20 protein-coding genes are annotated in these 22,244 nt (G+C 69.3%); 10 read left to right on the top strand and 10 right to left on the bottom strand.

Annotated elements, in window-relative coordinates; genetic code table 11:
• The first annotated feature begins 9 nt into the window (after nt 1–9).
• The 3 genes from AC5I49_RS16035 to rtcA are packed head-to-tail and all read left to right on the top strand — an operon-like array spanning nt 10 to nt 3,180.
• A complete protein-coding gene (locus AC5I49_RS16035; RefSeq protein WP_310037306.1) occupies nt 10–1,248 on the top strand; it encodes an RtcB family protein in 1,239 nt (412 codons plus the stop codon).
• Nucleotides 1,249–1,301: 53 nt separating this feature from the next.
• A complete protein-coding gene (locus tag AC5I49_RS16030; protein ID WP_016454607.1) occupies nt 1,302–2,123 on the top strand; it encodes a nucleotidyltransferase domain-containing protein in 822 nt (273 codons plus the stop codon).
• Nucleotides 2,124–2,136: 13 nt separating this feature from the next.
• Complete coding sequence (rtcA, locus tag AC5I49_RS16025; RefSeq protein WP_016454608.1) at nt 2,137–3,180, top strand: RNA 3'-terminal phosphate cyclase; 1,044 nt, start codon at nt 2,137–2,139, stop codon at nt 3,178–3,180.
• 6 nt (nt 3,181–3,186) lie between these two features.
• On the opposite strand, the gene rocF is transcribed toward rtcA, so the two are convergent.
• Entirely contained in the window at nt 3,187–4,152 is a 966-nt protein-coding gene (gene rocF, locus AC5I49_RS16020; protein WP_016454609.1) for an arginase, read from the bottom strand.
• 17 nt (nt 4,153–4,169) lie between these two features.
• Nucleotides 4,170–5,243: an ornithine cyclodeaminase gene (ocd, locus tag AC5I49_RS16015; RefSeq protein ID WP_047219506.1), complete on the bottom strand. Its 1,074-nt coding sequence runs from the start codon at nt 5,241–5,243 to the stop codon at nt 4,170–4,172.
• A 115-nt stretch (nt 5,244–5,358) separates the two neighbouring features.
• Here ocd and AC5I49_RS16010 point away from each other — a divergent pair, with 115 nt between their 5' ends.
• The 3 genes from AC5I49_RS16010 (at nt 5,359) to sugE (ending at nt 7,632) form a co-directional block, all read left to right on the top strand.
• Nucleotides 5,359–6,639, top strand: coding sequence for a THUMP domain-containing class I SAM-dependent RNA methyltransferase (locus AC5I49_RS16010; RefSeq protein ID WP_047327975.1), 1,281 nt, complete (start codon nt 5,359–5,361; stop codon nt 6,637–6,639).
• Nucleotides 6,636–7,124: a putative toxin-antitoxin system toxin component, PIN family gene (locus AC5I49_RS16005; protein ID WP_016450511.1), complete on the top strand. Its 489-nt coding sequence runs from the start codon at nt 6,636–6,638 to the stop codon at nt 7,122–7,124. Before AC5I49_RS16010 ends, AC5I49_RS16005 begins: the two co-directional genes overlap by 4 nt.
• A gap of 190 nt (nt 7,125–7,314) precedes the next feature.
• Entirely contained in the window at nt 7,315–7,632 is a 318-nt protein-coding gene (gene sugE, locus AC5I49_RS16000; protein ID WP_013804742.1) for a quaternary ammonium compound efflux SMR transporter SugE, read from the top strand.
• Nucleotides 7,633–7,644: 12 nt separating this feature from the next.
• Here sugE and AC5I49_RS15995 read toward each other — a convergent pair whose 3' ends face one another.
• The 3 genes from AC5I49_RS15995 to AC5I49_RS15985 form a co-directional block, all read right to left on the bottom strand.
• The gene (locus AC5I49_RS15995; protein ID WP_017406990.1) at nt 7,645–8,196 is read right to left on the bottom strand and encodes a GNAT family N-acetyltransferase; all 552 of its coding nucleotides are present in this window, start codon (nt 8,194–8,196) and stop codon (nt 7,645–7,647) included.
• A 414-nt stretch (nt 8,197–8,610) separates the two neighbouring features.
• Nucleotides 8,611–11,007 carry a cytochrome P450/oxidoreductase gene (locus AC5I49_RS15990; protein WP_495789603.1) on the bottom strand — a complete coding sequence of 799 codons (2,397 nt, stop codon included), beginning with the start codon at nt 11,005–11,007 and terminating at the stop codon, nt 8,611–8,613.
• Nucleotides 11,008–11,041: 34 nt separating this feature from the next.
• Nucleotides 11,042–12,022 (bottom strand): Bug family tripartite tricarboxylate transporter substrate binding protein, encoded by a 981-nt coding sequence (locus AC5I49_RS15985; protein ID WP_034389537.1) that lies wholly within the window; start codon nt 12,020–12,022, stop codon nt 11,042–11,044.
• 160 nt (nt 12,023–12,182) lie between these two features.
• Here AC5I49_RS15985 and AC5I49_RS15980 point away from each other — a divergent pair, with 160 nt between their 5' ends.
• Nucleotides 12,183–13,028, top strand: a complete 846-nt coding sequence (locus tag AC5I49_RS15980; RefSeq protein ID WP_016450515.1) for an IclR family transcriptional regulator — start codon at nt 12,183–12,185, stop codon at nt 13,026–13,028.
• Nucleotides 13,029–13,058: 30 nt separating this feature from the next.
• On the opposite strand, the gene AC5I49_RS15975 is transcribed toward AC5I49_RS15980, so the two are convergent.
• On the bottom strand, nt 13,059–13,922 hold the full coding sequence (locus AC5I49_RS15975) for a BUD32 family EKC/KEOPS complex subunit (protein WP_046240314.1): 864 nt from the start codon (nt 13,920–13,922) through the stop codon (nt 13,059–13,061).
• Nucleotides 13,923–14,062: 140 nt separating this feature from the next.
• Here AC5I49_RS15975 and AC5I49_RS15970 point away from each other — a divergent pair, with 140 nt between their 5' ends.
• Nucleotides 14,063–14,845: an IclR family transcriptional regulator gene (locus AC5I49_RS15970; protein WP_495789602.1), complete on the top strand. Its 783-nt coding sequence runs from the start codon at nt 14,063–14,065 to the stop codon at nt 14,843–14,845.
• 1 nt (nt 14,846) lies between these two features.
• Here the strand turns inward: AC5I49_RS15970 and AC5I49_RS15965 are convergent, their stop codons facing one another.
• From AC5I49_RS15965 to AC5I49_RS15950, 4 genes are read right to left on the bottom strand one after another with little or no spacing between them, the layout of a single operon-like run.
• Nucleotides 14,847–15,989: a CaiB/BaiF CoA transferase family protein gene (locus AC5I49_RS15965; RefSeq protein WP_495789601.1), complete on the bottom strand. Its 1,143-nt coding sequence runs from the start codon at nt 15,987–15,989 to the stop codon at nt 14,847–14,849.
• A gap of 21 nt (nt 15,990–16,010) precedes the next feature.
• Entirely contained in the window at nt 16,011–16,973 is a 963-nt protein-coding gene (locus tag AC5I49_RS15960; RefSeq protein WP_461608748.1) for a Bug family tripartite tricarboxylate transporter substrate binding protein, read from the bottom strand.
• Nucleotides 16,974–17,013: 40 nt separating this feature from the next.
• On the bottom strand, nt 17,014–17,793 hold the full coding sequence (locus AC5I49_RS15955) for an SDR family NAD(P)-dependent oxidoreductase (RefSeq protein ID WP_016450520.1): 780 nt from the start codon (nt 17,791–17,793) through the stop codon (nt 17,014–17,016).
• 22 nt (nt 17,794–17,815) lie between these two features.
• On the bottom strand, nt 17,816–19,003 hold the full coding sequence (locus AC5I49_RS15950; protein ID WP_016450521.1) for a thiolase family protein: 1,188 nt from the start codon (nt 19,001–19,003) through the stop codon (nt 17,816–17,818).
• A gap of 161 nt (nt 19,004–19,164) precedes the next feature.
• Here AC5I49_RS15950 and AC5I49_RS15945 point away from each other — a divergent pair, with 161 nt between their 5' ends.
• Nucleotides 19,165–20,730 carry an AMP-binding protein gene (locus AC5I49_RS15945; protein ID WP_495789600.1) on the top strand — a complete coding sequence of 522 codons (1,566 nt, stop codon included), beginning with the start codon at nt 19,165–19,167 and terminating at the stop codon, nt 20,728–20,730.
• 48 nt (nt 20,731–20,778) lie between these two features.
• A complete protein-coding gene (locus AC5I49_RS15940; RefSeq protein WP_016450523.1) occupies nt 20,779–21,921 on the top strand; it encodes an acyl-CoA dehydrogenase family protein in 1,143 nt (380 codons plus the stop codon).
• The last annotated feature ends 323 nt before the right edge of the window (nt 21,922–22,244 follow it).

Genomic DNA, 22,244 nt, shown 5'->3' with positions numbered 1-22,244 from the left:
AACAAAGACATGAAAGAGAACAGCACCATGAACAACTACCAACAGCATGATGTCGAGGGCGGCGTTCCCATCAAGATGTGGACCAAGGGCGTGCCCGTCGAGGACGAGGCGCGCAAGCAGCTGGAGAACGCCGCGCGCCTGCCCGTGGTGTTCAAGCATGTCGCAGCCATGCCCGACGTGCACCTGGGCATAGGCGCCACCGTGGGCTCGGTGATCCCGACCATCAAGGCCATCATCCCGGCGGCCGTGGGCGTGGACATCGGCTGCGGAATGATGGCTGCCAAGACCACGCTGCGCGCCGAGGACCTGCCCGACAACCTGGGCCCGCTGCGCTCGGCGATAGAGCAGGCCGTGCCGCATGGCTCGGTGCCGCGCCACCGGGGCCGTGATCCAGGCAGCTGGGAGAACCCGCCCGTGTCGGTGGACCAGGTCTGGGCCACGCTGGCCGATGAGTTCGACCTGCTGTGCGAGCTGCATCCGCGCCTGGCCAACACCAACAACCGCAAGCACCTGGGAACGCTGGGCAGCGGCAACCACTTCATCGAGATCTGCCTGGACGAGGCGGGCTTCGTGTGGTTCATGCTGCACTCGGGCTCGCGCGGCGTGGGCAATGCCATCGGCACCCATTTCATCGAGCTGGCCAAGAAGGACGCAGAACTGCATCAGCGCAACCTGCCCGACAAGGACCTGGCCTATTTCGAGGAAGGGGCCCGCTACTTTGGCGACTATGTGCGCGGCGTGTCCTGGGCGCAGAAGTTCGCCATGCGCAACCGCGAGGTGATGATGGTCAACCTCATCGCCACGGTGCGCAAGGTGATCGCCAAGCCCTTCGAGTCGCATGTGGAGGCGGTGAACTGCCACCACAACTACGTGCAGCAGGAGCGCCATTTCGGCCAGGACGTGTTCATCACCCGCAAGGGCGCGGTGAGCGCGCGGCGCGGCGAGCTGGGCATCATCCCGGGCAGCATGGGCGCGCGCAGCTATATCGTGCGCGGCCTGGGCAACCCGGAGAGCTTCGAGAGCTGCAGCCACGGTGCGGGCCGCGTGATGAGCCGCACCAAGGCCAAGAAGATGTTCAGCGTGGCGGACCACATCAAGGCCACCGAGGGCGTGGAATGCCGCAAGGATGCCAATGTGGTGGACGAGATTCCCATGGCCTACAAGGACATCGATGCGGTCATGGCCGCGCAGCAGGATCTTGTGGAGGTGGTGCACACCCTGAAGCAAGTGGTGTGCGTGAAAGGGTGAGTGGATGAGGGCCCCGGGCTCTCATCCTCCGGAACAGAAAGCAGGATGAGAGCATGAGGGAAGAGAAGGTATTGAGCGCGCATCCGGTCTCCGACGCCATGCGCGCCACGGTGCTGGCCAACCTGGCCGAGGTGGAGCGCAGGCACGAGGTCACGGTGCTGTTTGCCTGCGAGTCGGGCAGCCGCGGCTGGGGCTTTGCCTCGCCCGACAGCGACTATGACGTGCGCTTCATCTACGTCCACCGCCTGCCCTGGTATCTGACGGTGGCGCCGGGCCGCGATGTCATAGAGCAGCCGCTCAGCGGCGAGCTCGATGTCAGCGGCTGGGAGCTGCGCAAGGCGCTGGGGCTGCTGCGCGCCTCCAACCCCACGCTGCTCGAATGGCTGCGCTCGCCCGTGGTCTACCGGCAGGAGCAGCCCTGGGCCGAGCGCCTGCATCTGCTGGCCGAGCAGGGCTTTTCGCCGGTGCGCGGCTACCACCACTACGTGGCCATGGCGCGCAAGAACCTGCGCGCCCACCTGCAGGGTGATGTGGTGCGCTACAAGAAGTACTTCTACGTGCTGCGCCCCTTGCTGGCCGCGCGCTGGATACGCGAGGGGCGTGGTGCGCCGCCCATGCGCTTTGCACAGCTGGCGGCGGGCACGCTGGAGGATGCAGTCCTGCTGGCCGAGCTCAACGAGCTGCTGGAGCTCAAGATGCGCCTGGGCGAGGCCGCCAAGGGGCCGCGCCGGGTGCGGGTCCATGATTTCCTGGAGCGCGAGCTGGCCCATGCCATGGCCCATGCGCCCGATCCGGGGGACCAGGCCGATGCGGCGCCGCTGGACCGCTATCTGCGGGATGCCGTGGCGCGCTTTGGCGGCAATTGGCGGCAATGAATGAAAGAGAAAAATGAAAGTGATCGAGATCGACGGCTCCGCCGGGGAGGGCGGAGGCCAGATGCTGCGCAGCGCGCTGGCGCTGTCCATGTGCACGGGTCAGCCCTTTGCCATGCAGCGCATCCGTGCCGGGCGCGCCAAGCCGGGCCTGATGCGCCAGCACCTGGCCTGCGTCAATGCCGCCGCCGAAATCTGCGGCGCGCAGATGCAGGGCGCCGAGATGAATTCGCAGACGCTGCAATTCACACCGGGGCCGGTGCGTGCGGGCGAGTACCGCTTCGTGATCGCCTCGGCGGGCAGTTGCACCCTGCTGCTGCAGACGCTGTGGCCCGCGCTGATGCTGGCCAATGGCGAAAGCCGCCTGACCCTGGGCGGCGGCACCCACAACCCGGCCGCGCCGCCCTTCCATTTCCTGGAGCGCAGCTATGCGCCGCTGCTGCACAGGCTGGGCGCGCGCTGCGAACTGCGGCTGCGCCGGCTGGGCTTTTATCCGGCCGGTGGCGGCGAGATGGACGTGACGATCACGCCGGCAACCAATGGGCTTGTGCCTTTCGATATCACCGAACGCGGCGCCCCCGTGGCCAGCCATGCCGAATGCTTTGCGCCCGCGCTGCCACGCGCGGTGGCCCAGCGCGAACTGGACCATCTGGGCCAGGCCCTGGACTGGTCTGGCGAGCAACTGCAGGTGGCTGCCGTGCGCCAGAACGAGGGGCCGGGCAACGCGCTGCTGGCCACGCTGGCCTATGAGCACCTGAGCGAAGTGTTCACGCAGTTCGGCATGAAGGGCGTCAGCGCCGAAAAGGTGGCGCATGACCTGGCACGCGAGGTGCGCCGCCACCAGGGCAGCCGGGCCGCGCTGGGCCCGTACCTGGCCGACCAATGGGCCCTGCCGCTGGCGCTGGCCGTCTGGCGCAGCGGGCGCGGTGCCAGCTACACCTGCACGGAACTGACGCCGCATGCGCGCAGCAATTTCGAGGTGATCGAGCGCTTTGTGCCTGTGCGCTTCGCTACGGACGCAACGGGCGACGGCTGGCGTATTTCGCTCTCGCCAGCCTGAGCGGCCTCAGCGATCGGCCCGCACCAGCGTGCTCTTGCCGAACAGGCTCTCCAGCAGGTCCACCACCAGCTCGGCCGTCTGGTTGCGCAGGTCCAGCGCCGGGTTCAGTTCCACCAGGTCCATCGAGCCCAGGCGTCCGGTATCGGCCAGCATCTCCATGCACAGCTGGGCCTCGCGGTAGCTGGGGCCGCCGCGCACGGGCGTGCCCGTGCCGGGCGCGATGTCGGGATCGAGGTAGTCCACGTCGAAGCTCAGGTGCAGGTGGGTGTCGCTGCCGGCGAGGCCGTCGAGCGCGCGGCGCATGACCTCGCGCATGCCCAACTCGTCGATGGCGCGCATGTCGTACACCTCGATGTCCAGCGAATGCAGCAGGCGCTTTTCCTGGTCATCCACGCTGCGCAGGCCGATCTGGCACAGCGAGGCGGCATCCAGCGCCGGATCGCCGCCCTGGGACAGCGCGGTCAGCGGCTCGGGCCCCAGGCCGCACAGGCTGGCCACGGGCATGCCGTGCAGGTTGCCGCTGGGCGAGATATCGGGCGTGTTGCAGTCGGCGTGGGCGTCCAGCCAGATCACGCGCAGCGCGCGGCCCAGGCGGCGGCAGTGGGCGGCCACGGCACTGATCGAGCCCATGGCCAGGCTGTGGTCGCCGCCCAGCATCAGCGGCAGCTCGCCATCGTCCAGCGCCTGGCCCACGGCCTGGTGCACGGCCTGCATCCAGGCACGGGCCGGTGCGAGGTGGCGCAGCCCCTGCTCGGGCGGTGTCTGGGGATTGGGCGGACCGGCCAGGTTGCCGATGTCGCTCACCTGGCAGCCCAGCTGGCGCAGCGCCGGGGCCAGGCCGGCCACGCGCAGCGCGTCGGGGCCCATGGCGCTGCCCAGGCGGCTGGCGCCGATGTCGGTGGGCACGCCTATGAGTCTCAGGGCGCGTGCGGTCTGCGGGGACGTATGGGTGTTCATGCTCATGGGACCCATGGTATGCAGTCCCCGTGTCAGCCAAAGCCGCGTTCTGCCTGCCCGGCCTCGCGCACCAGCCGGTACAGGTCGCGGGGGTCGGCCAGCGAAGGCACCAGGTCGATCGACTGCATCAGCCCGGTGTCGTGGGCCAGCGCGCGCAACCAGCGCAGGGCCGAATAGTCTTCCAGCGCAAAGCCCACGGAGTCGAACAGCGTGATCTCGGTGTCGTGCCCGCGTCCCGGCGCCAGGCCATTGATGACCTGCCACAGCTCGGTCACGGGCGCGTCGGCGGGCAGCTGCTGTATCTCGCCTTCCACGCGCGTCTGGGGCGTGAACTCCACGAAGATGCGCGCGCGCCGCAGCAACTCCACGGGCAGTTCGGTCTTGCCGGGGCAATCGCCGCCGACGGCATTGATGTGGGTGCCGGGGCGCACATCGGCATCGGCGATCACGCAGGCGCGGCGCTTGGCGGCCGTGACCGTGGTGACGATGTCGGCGCCTTCCAGCGCCTGGGCGCTGCTGGTGCAGCAGGTGATGCGCTGGGCGGCAATGCCTGCATGGCCCAGGTTGTCCACCAGCTTGCGCATGGCCTGGACGTCAATGTCGAAGATGCGCAGCCGCTCCACGCCCAGCAGGTGGGTGAAGGCCAGGGCCTGGAATTCGGACTGCGATCCTGCGCCGATCAGCGCCATGCTGCGGCAGCCCTGTCGCGCCAGCCGGCGCGCGGCCAGCGCCGAGGTGGCCGCGGTGCGCAGCGCCGTGGCCAGCGTCAGGTCGGACAGGAAGACCGGCAGGCCCGTGGCCACGTCGGCCAGGGCGCCGAATGCCATCACCGTGGGCAGGTCCCGGTCGGCGTTGTCTGGATGGCCATTGACGTACTTGAAGGCGTAGTCCAGCGCATCGGACACGGGCATGAGCTCGATCACGCCGCCGGGCGAATGGTGGGCGAGGCGGGCCGATTTCTCGAAATCGGGCCAGCGCGCGAAGTCTTGCTCGATGGCATCGGCCAGGCCGGCCAGGCAGGCGGCGACGCCGACCTGCGCCACCAGGCGTGCGGCCTGCGTGGCGCCGAGGAAATCCGTGTGGACGGGCGTGGTTCGAGTCTTCATGGTGCTCTCCCTCGCGGTTGCTTCCACTGTAGGCCCGGGCCGAAGCGCAGGCAAGCGGGTTTCGGCTGGCGCCTGCGCGGGGAATCGCGGTGCGCGTATGCTCGGCACCCAAGCTATGAACCAACTGCATCTGTTTTTGCCCTGCGCCGCCGGCGTCGAGGGATTTCTGGCCGACGAGGTCCACGCGATCACCGGCCTGAGCGGCCACGACCTCCTGGTCGGCCGTGGCGGCGTGATGGTGCGCGGCCTGTGGCGCGACGCCCTGCTGCTGAACCTGCACAGCCGTCTGGCCCAGCGCGTGCTGGTGCAGCTGTCGCAGACCCTGTACCGCAACGAAAACGACCTGTACCGCGCCGCCAGCGAAGTGGCCTGGGAGATCTGGTTCTCCCCGCGCGAGAGCTTCAAGATCGAAGTCACGGCCCAGCACAGCCCGCTGACCAGCCTCAACTTTGCGGCGCTGCGCGTCAAGGACGCCATTGCCGACCGCTTCCGCGACAGGAAGGGCGTGCGCCCCGACGTGGAAACGCGCCACCCCGACGTGCGCGTGCACCTGCACCTGACGACCGACGAGGCCACCATCTACATCGACACCTCGGGCGAGGCGCTGTTCAAGCGCGGCTGGCGCGAGGACAAGGGCGATGCGCCGCTCAAGGAAACCCTGGCCGCGGCCATGATCGCCGCCACGGGCTGGGACCCGCACGGCGACGATCCCCAGCCGCTGTACGACCCCTGCTGCGGCAGCGGCACGGTGCTGATCGAGGCCGCGCAGATCGCCCGGCGCATTCCGGCCGGCATCCTGCGGCGCTTCGCGTTCGAAAAGCTCGTGCCCTTCCAGAGGCATGTGTGGGAAGCCATGCTGGACGAGGCAGAGGCCGCCATCCTGCCCGACAGCCCCGTGGGCATCTATGGCTCCGACGTGTCCCACCGCATGGTGGACTTCGCCCAGCGCAACGCCGAGCGCGCGGGCGTGGGCCAGACCGTGCAGCTGCGCGGCGGCGACGCCCTGCAGCGCATGCCGCCCTGCGAGCAGCCCGGCCTGATGCTGCTGAATCCGCCCTATGGCGAGCGCATTGCCGCAGCCGGCTCGGCCGGCCGCAGCGCCGGCGAGCGCATGGCCGTGGTCGAGCGCGCGGGCCGCGAGACGGCCCAGACCGAGGACGGTGTGGAATTCTTCAGCCAGCTGGCCACCCACTGGAAGAAGAACTACAGCGGCTGGAGCGCCTGGATGCTCACGCCCGACCTCAAGCTGCCCGGCAAGATGCGCCTGAAGGAAGCGCGGCGCACGCCCATGTGGAACGGCCCCATCGAGTGCCGGCTGTTCCGCTTCGACATGGTCCGTGGCGCTGTCAAGCCCAGAAAGGCCGCCGAAGGCCCGGCAGAGGGCACCGCGCCATGAAGATCGTGCTGCGCTGGCCGCAGTGCAACGACGGCTACGAAGGTCCCCTGCCCCGGCCCGTGGTGCTCGATACCAATGTGGTCCTTGACATGCTGATCTTCGACGATCCGCATGTTCCGCCGATCCGCGAGCTGGTGGAGCAGGGGCAGATGCGCTGGATCGCCGACCAGGCCCAGCGCATCGAGCTCGAACGCGTGCTGCACTACAGCCAGATCGCGCCGCGCGTGGCCTTCTACGGCAAGACGGTCGAGGGCGTGCTCTCGGCCTTTGACGGAGCGGTCGAGTACGTGGCCGATGCGCCGCGCATCCGCTTTGCCTGCACCGACCCCGACGACCAGCATTTCCTGGACCTGGCCAGCCAGCACCAGGCGCTGCTGATCAGCAAGGACAAGGCCGTGCTCAAGCTGCGCAAGCGCGTGGCCGGCCTGGGCGCCACCGTGGGCAACATCCTGCTGGCTGAACAGGAAGAGGCACTGGCCGCCTGACGCCCTGGATGCTGTTGTGCAGCAACCACCCAGGCGGCAATGGGGCAACAGGCTGGGTGCGGCCGGCTTGAAGGCTTTCTCCTAAACTGGCGGCCATGCAGGAGGCGCAAGCCCTTCTGCCAGGAGGACGGCCTCCCCCACATTGGGACATGCATGCGCCGGGACGACCCGGCTTCACAAGGAGTTTTCCATGGCATGGGTCTATCTGTTGGTGGCGGGGCTGCTCGAAGTGGTCTGGGCGTTCTCGATGAAGCAATCGCACGGCTTCACGCGGCTGGTGCCCAGCGCCATCACCATCGTCACCATGATCGCCAGCTTCGGCCTGCTGGCCGTGGCCATGCGCAGCCTGCCGCTGGGCACGGCCTACACGATCTGGACCGGCATCGGCGCCGTGGGCGCCTTCCTGGTCGGCATCACGGTCCTGGGCGAGCAGGTCAGCGCCATGCGTATCGGCGCGGCCGTGCTCATCGTCTCGGGCCTGGTGCTGATGAAGATGTCTTCGGACTGAGCGGGTGGCCGTTCAGCGGCCCGTGCCCAGCTCCAGCGTCAGGCGCAGCATGTCGCGGTGCTGCACGCCGCGCTCCCACAGCTGGGTGGTGTAGTGCTTCAGAAAGAAGTCACGCACGATGCCCGTCACGCGAAAACCCGCGCGCTGGTAGAAGACCAGCTGGTCGCCGAAGCTGCCGGTGCCGACCTCGATGCGGGGAGCACCTTGCGAGCGCGCCCAGGCGATGGCCTGGCGCAGCAGGGCGGTGCCCAGGCCCCGGTGGTGCAGCGATTCTGCGACCGCGATGTTCATCAGCTCCCAGGCGGGTGGGCCTGAGGCCTCGTCGCCGCTGGCGCGCAGCGGCACCAGCACGCACATGCCCAATACCTCGCCGCGCCCGCCGGGACGCGGCGGCTGGCCTTCGCGCTGGAAGGACTCGCGCGCGGCAAAACAGGTGGAGCCCGCCAGATAGCCGCGCACCTTTTCCCGCGACGGGTCCGCCGACAGCAGCAGCGGCCACGGCGCCTCGGCCGGGTTCAGCGGCTCTATGTGCCAGGGTGCGAGGGAAACGGAAGGCGCGGTCATAAGCCTGAATCATCCCATGCCTGACATTGGGACGCAGTTGGGCGCCTCTGCGGAATCTTGACGTGCGCTTACAACTGTGCGTTTGCACGCCGGGATCTAGTGGTTTATACTTATTCATAGGGTAAACGCTTAGAGGGTTTTCCCGGCATTCGCGGCACTTGAGATGCATGCCGCCAGTGATTGTTGAGCGTCTCAGTAAGGAAGTTCACCATGCGCCAAGCAATCTATTCCCTGATCGATTTCATCCAGCAAGCCCGCAACGCCGAGCTCGAAATCGCCAACCAGTAATCCGGTTGGAGGCAGGTGCGCCCTGAAGCGCGCCCACCGATGCGATCGCCCCATTGCCGATGATGGCCTTGGGGCTTTTGTGTTTCTGGGCGCCGGGCTTGCGGGCACAGGGCAGCGGAGTCCTGACTACAGGCCCAGCACCAGCCTGCCGCTCCTGGCGCGCGAGCAGCAGCTCATCATCTTGGTGCAGGCCGCACGCTCGCCGCGCGTGAGCACCATGTCTCGGTGGTCCACCTCGCCGTCGAGCACGGGCACTTCGCAGGACCCGCACAGCCCTTCCCGGCAGTCGCTTTGCACTTCGATCTTCGCGCTGCGCAGGGCGTCCAGCAGCGTCTGGTCGTTGCGCACCTGCAGCACAAGACCCGAGGCGCGCAGTTCCACCTCGAAGCCCTGCTCCCTGGCAGGGTCCAGCGCCCCCACGGTGGAGACGAAATGCTCCACGCGCAGGCTGTCCTCGGGCCAGTGGCGGCTGGCGGCCTCCAGGCCGTGCAGCAGGCGCGCCGGTCCGCAGGCATGGATGCGGGCTCCGGCGCGCGGCGTGGCCAGCAGGGCGGCGTAGTCGGCGCGCCGGCCTTCCTCCGCCACGTACAGGTGCAGCCGGGCGCCATGCTCGGCCTGCAGCGGCGTCAGCAGCGCCATGCCCGCGCGGCGCCGGCCGCTGTAGTGGATTTCATAGGACAAGCCCAGCGCCCTGGCGCGCCGTGCCATGGCCGAGATGGGCGTGATGCCGATGCCGCCGGCCACCAGGATCAGGTGGCTGGCGCCTTCGTCCAGCGGGAAATGGTTGCGCGGGCCCCGCACCTGTACGGTGGCGCCGCGGTGCAGATGCTCATGCACCCAGGCCGAGCCGCCACGGCCGTTGGCCTCGCGCAGCACGGCAATCTCGTAGCTGCCGGTGTCCTGCGGGTCGCCGCACAGCGAGTACTGGCGCGACAGGCCCGTGTCGCCGCATTGCAGGTCGATGTGCGAGCCCGGCGTCCAGCGCGGCAGGGCGTGTCCATCGGCGGCCTTCAGGCGCAGGCGCAGCACGCCTTCGGCGGCAGCCTCGGCCTCGGCCACGACCATGGGCCGGCTGGCGCCGCCCTGCAGGGCTTCGCCGATGCGCACGGGCTGGCGCGCCTGCAGCAGGGCGGGACGGGCGCGCTCGGGGTTCAGGGCCGGGTCCCACTCCACCCACAGGTGTTCGGGGCCCCGGAACGAGGTGTTGGGCACGTAGGTGAACCGCTGCTCGGCCAGCCGCATGTGGGGCAGGCGGCGCGTGAACTCCTCCAGGAAGATCTGCATCTCCATGCGCGCCAGGTTCTTGCCCATGCACTGGTGCGAGCCATAGCCGAAGGTCAGGTGGTCGCCGGCGTTGTCGCGGTGGATGTCGAAGAAGTCGGCATCGGCGAAATGCCGCTCGTCGTGGTTGGCCGACGAGGTCACGATGAGCAGCTTCGAGCCCGCCGGCACGGCCACGCCGCCGATCACCACGTCGCGCGTGGCCAGGCGCCGCCAGGCGGCCACCGAGCCGTTGTGGCGCAGGCATTCCTCCACGGCATTGGGGATCAGCGCAGGGTTCTCGCAGATCTGCTTCCAGGCGCCGGGATGCTGCAGCAGCAGCTTGACGGCGTTGGCCGTGGCATTGGCCGTGGTCTCGTGCGCGGCCACGATGCCGGCCATCATCATGGAGTGCAGGTAGGAGTCGGTGACGACCTCGGGAAGCTCCTTTTGCTTGCGTATGCCGTATTGCATCCAGCCCGGCGCATCGGGGTTCTCGCGCATCTTGGCCAGCACCTTGCCGGCCAGCTGCCAGAAGTTGCCCACCGCATGGGCCACGGCCACCTGCTGCTCTGGCCGGGGCCGGCCCCAGGTGTTGACGGTGTGGGCGATGGAGTACTCGCGCAGCCGGTCCATGTCCTCCTCGGGCACGCCGAGAAAGTGCAGGGCCACGGTCAGCGGCACCTCCCACAGCATCTGGTCCACAAGGTCGGCGCGGCCGTCGTCGATGAAGCGGTCCACATAGGCGCGCGCCAGCTCGCGCACCATGGGCTCGTGGTGGCGCAGCTCCTCGGGCGTGAACGGGTCCATCAGCGCGCGGCGGCGCGGCATGTGGGCTGGCTCGTCCTCGTTGACCAGGGTGCGGTTCAGCGCGAAGCCGTAGGAGGCCAGCACGGCATTGGCCTCCTCGCCCGTGGGCGTGATCTTCTCCAGCGCGATCGAGGGACTGAAGGCGATGTTGTCGCGGAACACCGCCTTGATGTCGTCGAAGCGCGTGACCACCCAGTAGCCCAGTTGCGGGCTGTAGAACACCGGCTCCTGCTCGCGCGCCCAGCGCACATATTCGGGCGGGTCCTGCTGGTAGCCGTCGCTGAACGGGTCGAAGGCCGCGGCACCCGCGCTGACGGGGCAGCCCGTGGGGCCGGTCTGGCCGCTGGGCTGGCGGTGGTCGAAGGGGCAGCGCGCGGAGGCTGGCGCAGAGGTGGACGCAAAAGCGGACGCAAAGGCGGACGGGGCGGTGTCGGGGGCGGCGGAGGCAGTCATGGCAGGTTGTTCGCAGGCAGGCAGGCGCGGAGGGTCAATCCAAAGTGATGTTCTGGTCGCGGATCAGCTGGTGCCAGCGCGTGCTTTCGCTGGCCAGCAGCGCGGCGAACTGCTCGGGCGTGTTGCCCACGGGCTCCACGCCGAAATCCACGAGCTTCTGGCGCACGGCGGGCTCGTTGATCGCGGCCACGACCTGCCGGTGCAGGGCCGCGATGACCGGGGCCGGCGTCCTGGCGGGCGCCACCAGTCCCACCAGGGCGGCGGCCTGCACCTTGGGCAGGCCCAGCTCGGCGAAGGTGGGCACGTCGGGCAACTGGGGCAGGCGCGTGGCGTTGGCCACGGCCAGCGGGCGGACCTTGCCGCCCTTGATGAAGCCTGCGCCCGCGGCCAGGTCCACCATCATCACGGGAACCTGGCCGCCCGCCACGTCGCCCAGGGCCGGCGCCGCGCCCTTGTAGGGCGCGTGCACCAGCTTCAGGCCGGCCTCCACCCTGAGCAGTTCCATGGCCAGGTGGTGCGGGCTGCCGGCGCCGGCCGAGGCGTAGTTCACGCCGTCCTTGCTGGTGCGCGCCTGGGCCAGGAAGTCTTTGGCCGTGGCCGCTGCCATGCCGGGGCCGGCCACCAGGATCATCGGGAAGCGGCCCATCAGCGTGACCGGCGCGAGGTCCCTGGCGGGGTTGTAGCTGAGGCTCTTGTAGAGCACGGGATTGAAGACCAGGGTGCCGTTGTCGGCCGACAGCACGGTGTAGCCATCGGCGGCAGCACGCGCGGTTTCCGAGGCGCCTATGGCCGTGTTGCCGCCCGGGCGGTTGTCCACCACGATGGGCTGGTGCACCTGGCCGCCCCAGGCCTGGCCTATGGTGCGGGCCAGGAAGTCCGAGCCGCCGCCGGCCGCGTAGGGAACGATCCAGCGCACGTTCCTGCTGGGGAATCCGTCCTGGGCCAGCGCGCCGGGCAGGGCGGTGGCCGATAGCAGGCCTGCGGCCAGTGTGGTGAGGAAAAGGCGCTTGTGCATGGGGCTTGTCTCCGGTGAGGCCTGGGTGGAATCCATGGAATCTTGTTTTGCGTAATTTTTCTACGCATTGCGTAAAAATACCGCCCGGGATTACCCGCAAGCTGCGGCACAATGCCCCGCCAGCCCTTAAAACAGGCCTTTCCAGCCCCGCCCTGCCGCCATGACTTCCACTGTTGCCTCCGAGATTGACGAGCCCGCGCCGCCGCGCGAAAGGCGCCAGCGCGTGCAGGCCGCCGAGACCTGCCTGGCCGTGCTCAAGGCCCTGGCCACGCTGGGCGGACGCGCCAGCCTCACGGCCATCGCGGGCGCGGTGGAGGAAAGCCCGGCCAAGGTCCACCGCTACCTGGCCAGCCTGATGGCCGAGGGGCTGGTGGAGCAGGACCGTGGCGGCACGCAGTACGCGCTGGCGGCCGAGGCCATGCGCGTGGGCCTGGCCGCCATGCGGCAGTCCGACCCCATCCGCCTGGCCGAGCCGGCCCTATTGCACCTGCGCGAGGCCTTGCAGGTCACCAGCTTCGTGGCCGTGATGGGCAACCTGGGGCCGACCATCGTGCGCTTCGAGGAGCCGGGCCTGCCGGTCACCGTCAATGTGCGCGTGGGCTCGGTGATGTCGCTGCTGTGGTCGGCCACGGGGCGCGCCTTCTTCGCCTTCATGGACGACGATGCCCGCGTGGATGCGCTGCTGGCCCGGGAGCTGGCCGAGGCGCCGGCCGCGCGGCGCGCGCTGCTCGATGGCGCGGACCCGCTGGGCACGCTGCGCCGCGAGATCCGCGCTGCGGGCTGCGCCTCGGTGCGCGACGTCAACCTGCCGGGCATCAGCGCCGTGGCGGCGCCGCTGCACGACTACACGGGCCATGTGGTGGGCGTGCTGTGCGCGCTGGGCGCCAGCGGCGGCTTCGACCCGGACCCGCAGGGCGCAGTGGCCCGGGCCCTGCGCGCCGAAGCGGCGCGCGTCAGCGCCTCGCTGGGCCATCTGCCCGGTGAGGCCCGGCTGAAGCCCGGCTGAGGCCCGGTTGAGGCGTGCAGCCCGCTGCCGCTACGGCGTCACCAGCGTGTAGGCCATGCGCACGCGCTGCATGTCGCGGCCCAGGCGGCGGCTCTCAGGCAGGCGGCGCACCCAGGCCAGCTGTTTCACGGTGCGCGCCATCAGGGCGCGGGTCTCGGGCTCCATGGACTGCACGAAGTCCCGCCAGGCCGCGCGTGCGGCCGGCATGGCGCCGGCCTGCTCCAGTATCCAGGCCGTGGAGTGGGCGTAGCACAGGGCATCGCGCACGCGGCACAGCGCCAGGGGCAGGTGGGCGGCCGGGTCGTCCTCGAAGTCGATGAAGCCGATCACGCCATCGGCACAGCAGACCATGTTGCGCGCAAAGGCCTGGCTCAGGCAGTCGCCGCTGCCATGCACCTGCTGCAGGGTCTGCAGGCCCTGCAGCCACAGCGCCAGCGTGCTGCCATCCCCCCGGGGCAGGGCGGCTTCCATGGCATTGCCCAGCGAGGGCGCCTCCACGCCGGGGCTGCCCAGGTGGCGCATGGCAAAGCCGTCCTCGCACTCGGCCAGCACGGCAGGCACGCGCAGGCCGCGCTGCGCGAGCTGGCGCAGGCGGCGTACCTCGGTGCGGATGGCTTCGTGTCCGCCGGGATTGGGCACGGGCCGCAGCACGGGCAGGCGCAGGCACAAGGCGAGCAGGGCCAGCGCGCGATAGCGCCATGCCGGGTTGCTGGCGCCCGCGCGCTTGACCCAGATGGTTTCGTCGCCGCGGTCATAGCGCTGGATGCTCAAAGGCTGGCTCAGCACATGGGCGCGCAGGAAGGCGTCGTAGTCTGGCGATTCGGAAGGCGGGACGGCGGCAAACGGTTCGGACACGGCAGGCTTTTCTGGTGGGAGGCGCAGGGCGCCAAGCATGGACCGATTGTGCCGTGTCATGTCCGTTGCGCGGGGCAAGGCCTGTTTACGGGTTTGCACTGCGCATGGCCCTGGAAATCTGTGCGGCGGCACCCGGAAAATTGAGACAATCGTTTCATCTTTTCAGCCCTCATCAATCCATGAATTCCGAAGACAGTGGCAAGCTGGTGGCCGCCCTGGTGCGCGGCATCTCCGTACTGCAGTGCTTTTCCAACAAGCACCAGGAACTCAGCGCCCGTGAACTGATGGACATGACGGGCCTGCCCAAGCCCACGCTGTTCCGCCTGATCGACACCCTGTGCGAACTGAACCTGATGCGCTACTCCGAGCGCCTGTCCAAGTACGTGCCGGGCGTGGGGCTGCTGAACCTGTCCTCGCCCGTGCTGGCGCGCATGCACATGCGCCAGTTCGCGCGGCCGCACATGCAGGAGCTGGCCAATCACCTGGAGGGCCAGATCCAGCTGGCCGTGGGCCACGGCCGCCAGCTGTGCCTGGTGGAGCTGGCCAACGGCCTGACCAACAAGGTCTTCCTGCCCGAGATCGGCGTGCACATCTCGCTGTCGCGCACCGCCACGGGCCGCGCCTACCTGCTGAGCCTGCCCGAGGCCGAGCGCGAGGCCTTCATCGCGGAACTGCAGGCCGACGATCCCGCACGCGTCCAACAACTGCGCGAGCGGCTCGACGATGCGCGGCGCGACCTGGCCGAGCACGGCTTTTGCCGCAGCCACGGCGACCTGCACCGCGAGATCCAGTCCATTGCCGTGCCCATGTCCACGGCCCAGGACGGCGAGTACTGGGTGTTCTCGGTCTCCCTGCCCATCTACAGCCCGCAAAGCCGCGCGCTGGAAAGCGATGCCGGGCCGCGCCTGATCACGCTGGTGCGCCTGGTCGAAGGCATGCTGGGCGCCTCCAGCCTCTCGTGAATCAGCGGGCGCTGCGCCAGACTTCCTGCGCGCGGCCTGCGCTCACCTTCTCCCGCACGCTGGCGGTGTCTGAGCCTGCAGCATTTGCAGGACCCGGCGCATAGGCCTGGCCGTCAAATCGTGGCGCGGGGCTGGCCTGCAGGGCGCCGCCTTCGGGCTGCAGATAGACGCCACGCGCCTGCAGGTGCGGGTGGCTGGCTGCTTCCACGGGACTTAGCACGGCGCCGAAGCAGGCATCGCTGCCCTCCAGCAATTGCTGCCAGTGCGCGCGGGGCCGGGAGGCGAACAGCACCTGCAGCTGCGCGCGCCGCGCGGGCCAGGCGGCGCGGTCCCACTGGGGGCCCTGGAACGCTGCGGCACCGGCCAGGCCCAGCCTGTCCAGCAGCAGGGCATGGAACTGCGGCTCGATGGCTCCCACGGTGATGAAGCCGCCATCGGCACAGGCATAGGTTTCGTAGAACGGTGCACTGTCGTGGATGCTGTGGCCGCGCTCGTCGGCCACCAGACCGCGCTGGCGCGCGTGCAGCATGAGGTTGAGCATGTGCGCCGCACCATCGACGATGGCCGCGTCCACCACCGTGCCGCGCCCCGTGGCGCGCGCCTGCACGATGCCGGCCAGCAGCCCCGTCATCAGGTACATGGCGCCGCCGCCGATGTCGCCCAGCGTGGCAAACGGCGAGACCGGCCGGGCATCGGCCGGCGCGCATCCCCACAGCGCGCCTGAGACGGCCGCATAGTTGTTGTCGTGGCCGGCTGCATGGGCCAGCGGGCCGTCCTGGCCCCAGCCCGTCATGCGGCCATAGACCAGGCGCGGGTTGAGGGCCTGGCAGGCCTCGGGTCCCAGGCCCAGGCGCTCCATGGCGCCGGGCCGCATGCCCTCGATCAGCGCATCGGCATCGCGCACCAGGGCCAGCACCAGGTCACGCCCTTCGGGCGACTTGAGATCGGCGAACACCGAGCGCTTGCCGCGCGACAGCGCGGAGGTGGCCGAGGTGGCTGAGGTGGCTGAGGTGGCGGCGGGTTCCGCCTCGGGCCGCACGATGGACACCACATCGGCTCCCAGGTCCGCCAGATGCATGGCGCAGAACGGCCCCGGGCCGATGCCGCCAATCTCCAGCACGCGCACGCTGTCCAGCACCTTCATGGCGTCTCCGTCGAAATCGGTTCAGTCGAGTTGCAGCTGGCGGCTGGTGATCAGCGCGCCCCAGCTCTTGCGGTCGTTGTCCACCAGCTGGATGAACTGCGCCTGCGGCATGCCGCCCGGGCGGCCGCCGAGCTCGCGGTAGCGGCGCGCCACCTCGGGGTCCCGGAGCACGGCGACCAGGCCGTCGGTGAGCTTGCGCACCACGGCGGGCGGCGTCTGCGCGGGCAGGAAGAAACCCATCCAGCCGACCTTGTCGAAGTCCTGCAGGCCCAGCTCGGTGGTGGTGGGCACGTTGGGCAGCTCGGGCTCGCGCTGCGCGCCCGTCACGGCGATGGGATGCAGCTTGCCCGCCTTGATGTGCACCAGCGAGGCCGTGAGGTTGTCGAACATGAACTGCGTCTCTCCCGAGACGATGGCCGCCGTCGCCGGTGCCGAGCCGCGGTAGGGCACATGCACCACGTCCACGCCTGTGCGCTCGCGCAGCAGCTCGCCCATGAGGTGCGTGGTCTGGCCCACGCCGGCCGAGGAGAACGACAGCTTGCCCGGCGCCTGCCGCGCGGCCTTGAGCAGGTCGTCCAGCGAGCGCACCGGCGATGCCTGGGGCACGACCAGCACGTTGGAGAACGAGATCATGTCCGTCAGCGCCACGAAGTCCTCGGGCCTGTAGGGCAGCTTCTTGTAGGCCGTGTAGTTGATGGCGTTGGAGCCCGTATTGCCCACCAGCACCGTATAGCCGTCCGGCTGCGCGCGTGCCACCTGGCTGGCACCGATGGAGCCGCCCGCGCCCGGCCTGTTGTCCACGATGACGGGCTGGCCCAGCCGCTCGCCCAGCTTGAGCGCCAGCAGCCGCGCGGGAATGTCGGTGGAGCCCCCGGCCGCGCCCGGCACGACCAGGGTGATGGGCCGGGTGGGCCAGGCATCGGCTGCAATGGCGGCCGTGGCGCACAGCAAGGCAGCCGCCGCCAGCGTGAGACGTTTGAACATGGTGTTTCTTCTCCGCGCGTGTGCTGGGCCGGGGCGCTTCTCAGCGAGGACTCATCCGAATGGCACCGTCCAGGCGAATCGTCTCGCCATTGAGCATGGGATTTTCAAGAATGTGCAGCGCGGTCAGCGCGTACTCGGACGGGTGGCCCAGGCGTGCTGGGTTGGGCACGGAGGCGGCCAGCGACTGGCGGATGTTGTCGGGCAGCTTGGCCAGGATGGGCGTGTCGAACAGGCCCGGCGCAATGGTGCACACGCGGATCATGCGCGTGGCCAGGTCGCGCGCGGCGACGATGGTCATGCCGATGATGCCGGCCTTGGCCGAGGCATAGGGAATCTGGCCGATCTGCCCCTCGTAGCCCGCCACCGAGGCCGTGAGCACGCAGGCGCCGCGCTCGCCTTGCACGGGCTCGTTGCGCGCCATGCTCGCGGCGGCCAGGCGCAGCGTGTTGAAGGTGCCGATCAGGTTCACGCGCACGATGCCCGTGTACTTGTCCAGCGAGCCCGGGCTGCCGTCCTTTTCCACCAGCCGCAGCGGCCCGCCCACGCCCGCACAGTGCACCAGGGCGCGGAACTCGCCGAAGTCCTCGGCGGCGGCAATGGCGGCGGCCATCTGGTCGGCGTCGGCCACGTCGGCCTTCACGAAGCGCAGGCGGCTGCCGTGGCGCTGGCGGGCGGCGTCCACCATGGCCGCGCCGCGGTCCTCGTTCAGGTCCACCACCACCACGTTCAGGCCGCGTTCCAGCAGCGCCAGGGCCGATGCCTCGCCCAGGCCCGATACGCCGCCCGTCACCAGGGCCGTCATGTTCTCTTGCAGTTGCATGGATGTGTCTCCCGTGCCTGGCTCACAGGCGTTCGATGATGGTGGCGTTGGCCATGCCGCCGGCCTCGCACATGGATTGCAGGCCGTAGCGCGCGCCGCTGTCCTCCAGCGCGTGCAGCATGGTGGTCATCAGGCGGATGCCCGAGGCCCCCAGCGGATGGCCCAGGGCGATGGCGCCGCCGCGCGGGTTCAGCCGTTCGGGGTCGGCGCCCAGTTCTTTCAGCTCTTTCAGCCAGGCCAGGGGCACGGAGGCAAAGGCCTCGTTGATCTCGCAGTGGTCCATCTGCTCCAGCCGCATGCCGGCCTTGGCCAGCACGCGCCGCGTGGCGGGAATGGGGGCCGTGAGCATGTACAGCGGATCGTCGCCCACCACGTCCAGCGCCACGAAGCGCGCACGCGGGCGCAGGCCCAGCTGCTGGGCGCGCTTTTCGCTCATCAGCAGCATGGCGCTGGCGCCGTCGGTCATCTGCGAGGCATTGCCCGCCGTGGTGTGCCAGCGGATCTGCGGAAAGCGCGCCGACAGCTCGTCGTTCTGGAACACGGCCTTGAGCGCGCCCAGCTTCTGCGCCGTGGTGCCCGGGCGGATGGTCTCGTCGGCCTTGACGAGGCCGGCAGGCGTGGTGATGCCCACGATCTCGCGCTCGAAGTGCCCGGCCGACTGGGCCGCATGGGCGCGCTGGTGCGATCGCGCGGCATAGGCATCCAGTTCCTCGCGGCCCAGGCCCCAGCGCGCGGCCACGAGGTCGGCCGACACGCCCTGGCCCACCAGCCCCGGCGCAAAGCGCGCATCGAAGCGTGCGCCCGTGGTGTTCTGCCCCATGCGCGAGCTGCCCATGGGCACGCGGCTCATGGACTCCACGCCGCAGGCGATCACCATGTCCTGCGTGCCCGACATGATGGCCTGCACGGCAAAGTGCACGGCCTGCTGGCTGGAGCCGCACTTGCGGTCGATGGTGGTGGACGGCACATGGGCCGGCAGGCCTGCGGCCAGCCAGGCCAGGCGGCCCGGCGTGCCGGCCTGCTCTCCGGCCTGGCTCACGCAGCCGGTGATCACATCGTCCACCGCGCCGGGGTCGATGCGGTTGCGCTGCACGAGCTGCTCCAGCACCTGGCTGAGCAGATCGACGGGGTGGAGTTGGGCCAGGGCGCCATCGGGCTTGGCCCGGGCCATGGGACTGCGGATGGCATCGACGATGACGGGAGTGTTCATGCTGATTTAATGAGACTGGAGGTTCACGAAATGAATGATAAGTCTCGAAATTTGCATTGAACAAAGCGTTTTCCCGGATGAAAAACCGCGCGCAAACAAAAATACTTGCTGAAACCCGATGAATTCGAGACGGCGGATTCAAAAAAGCAAAGGAGACAGGCGTGCATGACTTTCACAGCTGGGCCGATGCCCGGCCCGACCGCGTTGCGCTGACCATGGGCGACAGCGGCCAGCAGCACACGGCGGGCGCGCTGGCGCAGCGCTCGCGCGAAGTGGCGCAGTGGATGACGGGGCAGGGCCTGGCGGCCGGCGACACGGTGGCCGTGCTGATGGAAAACCGCGTGGAGATCCTGGAGCTGGTGCTGGCCGCGCGCCTGGCGGGCCTGTACACGGTGGTCATCAGCACCCACCTGACGGCGCCCGAGGTGGCCTACATCCTGGGCGACAGCGGGGCGCGCCATGTCTTTGCCTCGGCCGCCACGGCGGCGCAGCTGCCGGCCGAACTGGCCGCCTCCGTGCATTCGGTGGACGGAGACTGCGCATCCACGGGCCTGCCGTCGCTGGCCGATGCCCTGGCCGCCTGGCGTGCGCAGGCGCCCGCGCCCATCGACCTGTCAGGCCGTCCGCTGGGGCGCGACCTGCTGTACTCCTCGGGCACCACGGGCCGGCCCAAGGGCATCAAGAAGGCGCTGCCGGCGGCGCTCTACCGCACGCAGGCCGACCCCGAATTCCTGGCCTGGCAGCGCAACATGGGCTTTGATGCCGACACGGTCTACCTCTCGCCCGCGCCGCTGTACCACGCAGCGCCGCTGCGCTACTGCCTGCGCACGCTGGACGGCGGCGGCGCGGTGGTGATCACGGCGCGCTTCGACGCACAGCAGGCGCTGGCGATGATCGAGCGCTACCGCATCACCCACAGCCAATGGGTGCCGACCATGCTGGGCCGCCTGCTGCAGCTGCCCGAGGAGGTGCGGCACGGCTATGACCTGTCCAGCCACCGCTGCGCCATCCATGCGGCCGCGCCCTGCCCGGTGGCCGTCAAGCAGGCGCTGCTGGACTGGTGGGGCGACATCCTGCTGGAGTACTACGCAGGCTCCGAAGGCTGCGGCATCACCCTGATCAACTCCGCCGAATGGCGCCGGCGTCCAGGCTCCGTGGGCCGCGCCAGCTACGGTCGGCTGCGCATCGTGGGCGACGACGGGCAGGAGCTGCCTGCGGGCCAGATCGGCCGCGTGTTCTTCTCGGACGTGGCGCCCTTCGCCTACCTCAACGACCCCGCCAAGACCCGCGAGGCCATCGACGAGCGCGGCTGGGCCACCTATGGCGACCTGGGCCATGTGGACGAGGAGGGCTACCTCTTTCTCAGCGACCGGCGGGCCGACCTCATCCTGTCGGGCGGCGTCAACCTCTATCCGCAGGAGATAGAGAACGCGCTGGCCACGCACCCGGCCGTGCAGGAGGTGGCCGTGGTCGGCGTGCCCGAGCCCGACTTCGGCGAGCAGCCCATGGCCGTGGTCGTGCTGCGCCAGGGCCACGCGGCCAGCGCCGAGATGGCACGCGCCATCGTCGCCGAGGCCGGCGCCACGCTGTCGCGCCTCAAGCGCCCGCAGCGCCTGCAGTTCGTGGACGAGCTGCCGCGCCTGCCCACGGGCAAGCTGCTGCGCCGCGTGCTCAAGGACAGGCTGCGCGAGCAGCCGCACGCGGGCTTCAACCTGCGCAGCGCCTGAACGGCCCTTCACCGTCTTTCCTCACCGACAACCACCGGATACCGACCCATGCAAGACCTGACCGAGCGCTCCGTCTACCGCGAAGACCATGAACAGTTCCGCGAGCAGGCCCGCCGCTTCTTCGAGCGCGAGATCGTGCCCCACCATGCCGAATGGGAGCGCCAGGGCATCGTGCCCAAGGAGGTCTGGCGCAAGGCCGGGCGCGAAGGCCTGCTCAACCCCATGCTGCCCGAGCCCTATGGCGGCGGCGGCGACTTCGGCCATGCGGCCGTGCTGCTGGAGGAGATCGCGCGCACGGGCGCCAGCGGGTTGGGCTTTCCGCTGCATTCGGACATCGTCGCGCCCTACATCCATGCCTATGGCAGCAAGGTGCAGAAGGACCGCTGGCTGCCGCGCATGGCCGCAGGCGAGCTGATCGGCGCCATCGCCATGACCGAGCCCGGCGCGGGCAGCGACCTCAAGTCCGTGCGCACCACGGCGCGGCGCGAGGGCGACCACTACGTGCTCAACGGCCAGAAGACCTTCATCACCAACGGCATCAACTCGGAACTGGTCATCGTCGTCGCCAAGACCGCGCCCGAGATGGGTGCCAAGGGCGTGTCCCTGATCGTGGTCGAGGACGGCATGCCCGGCTTCTCCAAGGGCCGCAAGCTCGAGAAGATCGGCCTCATGGCGCAGGACACCTCGGAGCTGTTCTTCGACAACGTGCGCGTGCCGGCCGACCACCTGCTGGGCGAGGAGAACGCGGGCTTCAGGTACCTCATGCACGAACTGGCCCAGGAACGCCTGGTGGTGGCCGTGCGCGCCGCCGCCTCCATCGAGGCCTTTTTGCACAAGACCATTGCCTACACGCGCGAGCGCAAGGCCTTCGGCCAGCCGGTGTTCGACTTCCAGAACACGCGCTTCAAGCTGGCCGAGGCCAAGGCCCAGGCCACCATGCTGCGCGTCTTCGTGGACGACTGCATCGCCCTGCACCTGCGCCGCGCGCTCGCGCCCGACCGGGCGGCCATGGTCAAGCTCAATGCCACGGCGCTGCAAAACCGCCTGCTCGACGAATTCCTGCAACTGCACGGCGGCTACGGCTACATGACCGAATACCAGATCGGCCGCGCCTGGACCGATGCGCGCATAGGGCGGATCTACGGGGGCAGCGACGAGATCATGAAGGAGATCATCGGAAGGACTCTTTGAACCCCTGAGCGGCTGCGCGGGCGTGCGGCGCCCTGATCCGGGGGACGGCCAAGCGGGGCGATGTGTAGCGGCTGCACATCATGAAGGCCCTTGCTCCGGCCGCTTGTCCTAGGCTTTTCCCAAGCCCGATCCGAGTGGGAGAAGCGGCAATTTTCCTTTTGGCAATCCTATTTTTTGGCAGAAATTGGAATTTCCATAGAGCGGCTCATTCTTCCATGATCTTTCCGTATCGAAAGATCGGGAGGGCGCCCCCACAGGGCGAGAGCACCAATGACACGCCGAGTCACCATCCATACGCCATTGGGCGATGAACTGCATTTCCG

The sequence above is a fragment of the Delftia sp. genome (assembly GCF_059499305.1).
The sequence above is the reverse complement of the archived record's forward strand: the minus strand, read 5'-3'. Positions and strand labels throughout refer to the sequence as shown.

Excerpts from the sequence above, each read along its gene's own strand:
- AC5I49_RS15975 (WP_046240314.1), bottom strand. The coding sequence starts at position 13,922 with ATGCTTGGCGCCCTGCGCCTCCCACCAGAAAAGCCTGCCGTGTCCGAA.
- AC5I49_RS15970 (WP_495789602.1), top strand. The coding sequence starts at position 14,063 with ATGAATTCCGAAGACAGTGGCAAGCTGGTGGCCGCCCTGGTGCGCGGC.
- AC5I49_RS15940 (WP_016450523.1), top strand. The coding sequence starts at position 20,779 with ATGCAAGACCTGACCGAGCGCTCCGTCTACCGCGAAGACCATGAACAG.
- AC5I49_RS16010 (WP_047327975.1), top strand. The coding sequence starts at position 5,359 with ATGAACCAACTGCATCTGTTTTTGCCCTGCGCCGCCGGCGTCGAGGGA.
- AC5I49_RS15960 (WP_461608748.1), bottom strand. The coding sequence starts at position 16,973 with ATGTTCAAACGTCTCACGCTGGCGGCGGCTGCCTTGCTGTGCGCCACG.
- rocF (WP_016454609.1), bottom strand. The coding sequence starts at position 4,152 with ATGGGTCCCATGAGCATGAACACCCATACGTCCCCGCAGACCGCACGC.
- AC5I49_RS15950 (WP_016450521.1), bottom strand. The coding sequence starts at position 19,003 with ATGAACACTCCCGTCATCGTCGATGCCATCCGCAGTCCCATGGCCCGG.
- sugE (WP_013804742.1), top strand. The coding sequence starts at position 7,315 with ATGGCATGGGTCTATCTGTTGGTGGCGGGGCTGCTCGAAGTGGTCTGG.
- AC5I49_RS16035 (WP_310037306.1), top strand. The coding sequence starts at position 10 with ATGAAAGAGAACAGCACCATGAACAACTACCAACAGCATGATGTCGAG.
- AC5I49_RS15995 (WP_017406990.1), bottom strand. The coding sequence starts at position 8,196 with ATGACCGCGCCTTCCGTTTCCCTCGCACCCTGGCACATAGAGCCGCTG.
- AC5I49_RS15990 (WP_495789603.1), bottom strand. The coding sequence starts at position 11,007 with ATGACTGCCTCCGCCGCCCCCGACACCGCCCCGTCCGCCTTTGCGTCC.
- AC5I49_RS16005 (WP_016450511.1), top strand. The coding sequence starts at position 6,636 with ATGAAGATCGTGCTGCGCTGGCCGCAGTGCAACGACGGCTACGAAGGT.
- AC5I49_RS15965 (WP_495789601.1), bottom strand. The coding sequence starts at position 15,989 with ATGAAGGTGCTGGACAGCGTGCGCGTGCTGGAGATTGGCGGCATCGGC.
- ocd (WP_047219506.1), bottom strand. The coding sequence starts at position 5,243 with ATGAAGACTCGAACCACGCCCGTCCACACGGATTTCCTCGGCGCCACG.
- AC5I49_RS15985 (WP_034389537.1), bottom strand. The coding sequence starts at position 12,022 with ATGCACAAGCGCCTTTTCCTCACCACACTGGCCGCAGGCCTGCTATCG.
- rtcA (WP_016454608.1), top strand. The coding sequence starts at position 2,137 with ATGAAAGTGATCGAGATCGACGGCTCCGCCGGGGAGGGCGGAGGCCAG.
- AC5I49_RS16030 (WP_016454607.1), top strand. The coding sequence starts at position 1,302 with ATGAGGGAAGAGAAGGTATTGAGCGCGCATCCGGTCTCCGACGCCATG.
- AC5I49_RS15955 (WP_016450520.1), bottom strand. The coding sequence starts at position 17,793 with ATGCAACTGCAAGAGAACATGACGGCCCTGGTGACGGGCGGCGTATCG.
- AC5I49_RS15980 (WP_016450515.1), top strand. The coding sequence starts at position 12,183 with ATGACTTCCACTGTTGCCTCCGAGATTGACGAGCCCGCGCCGCCGCGC.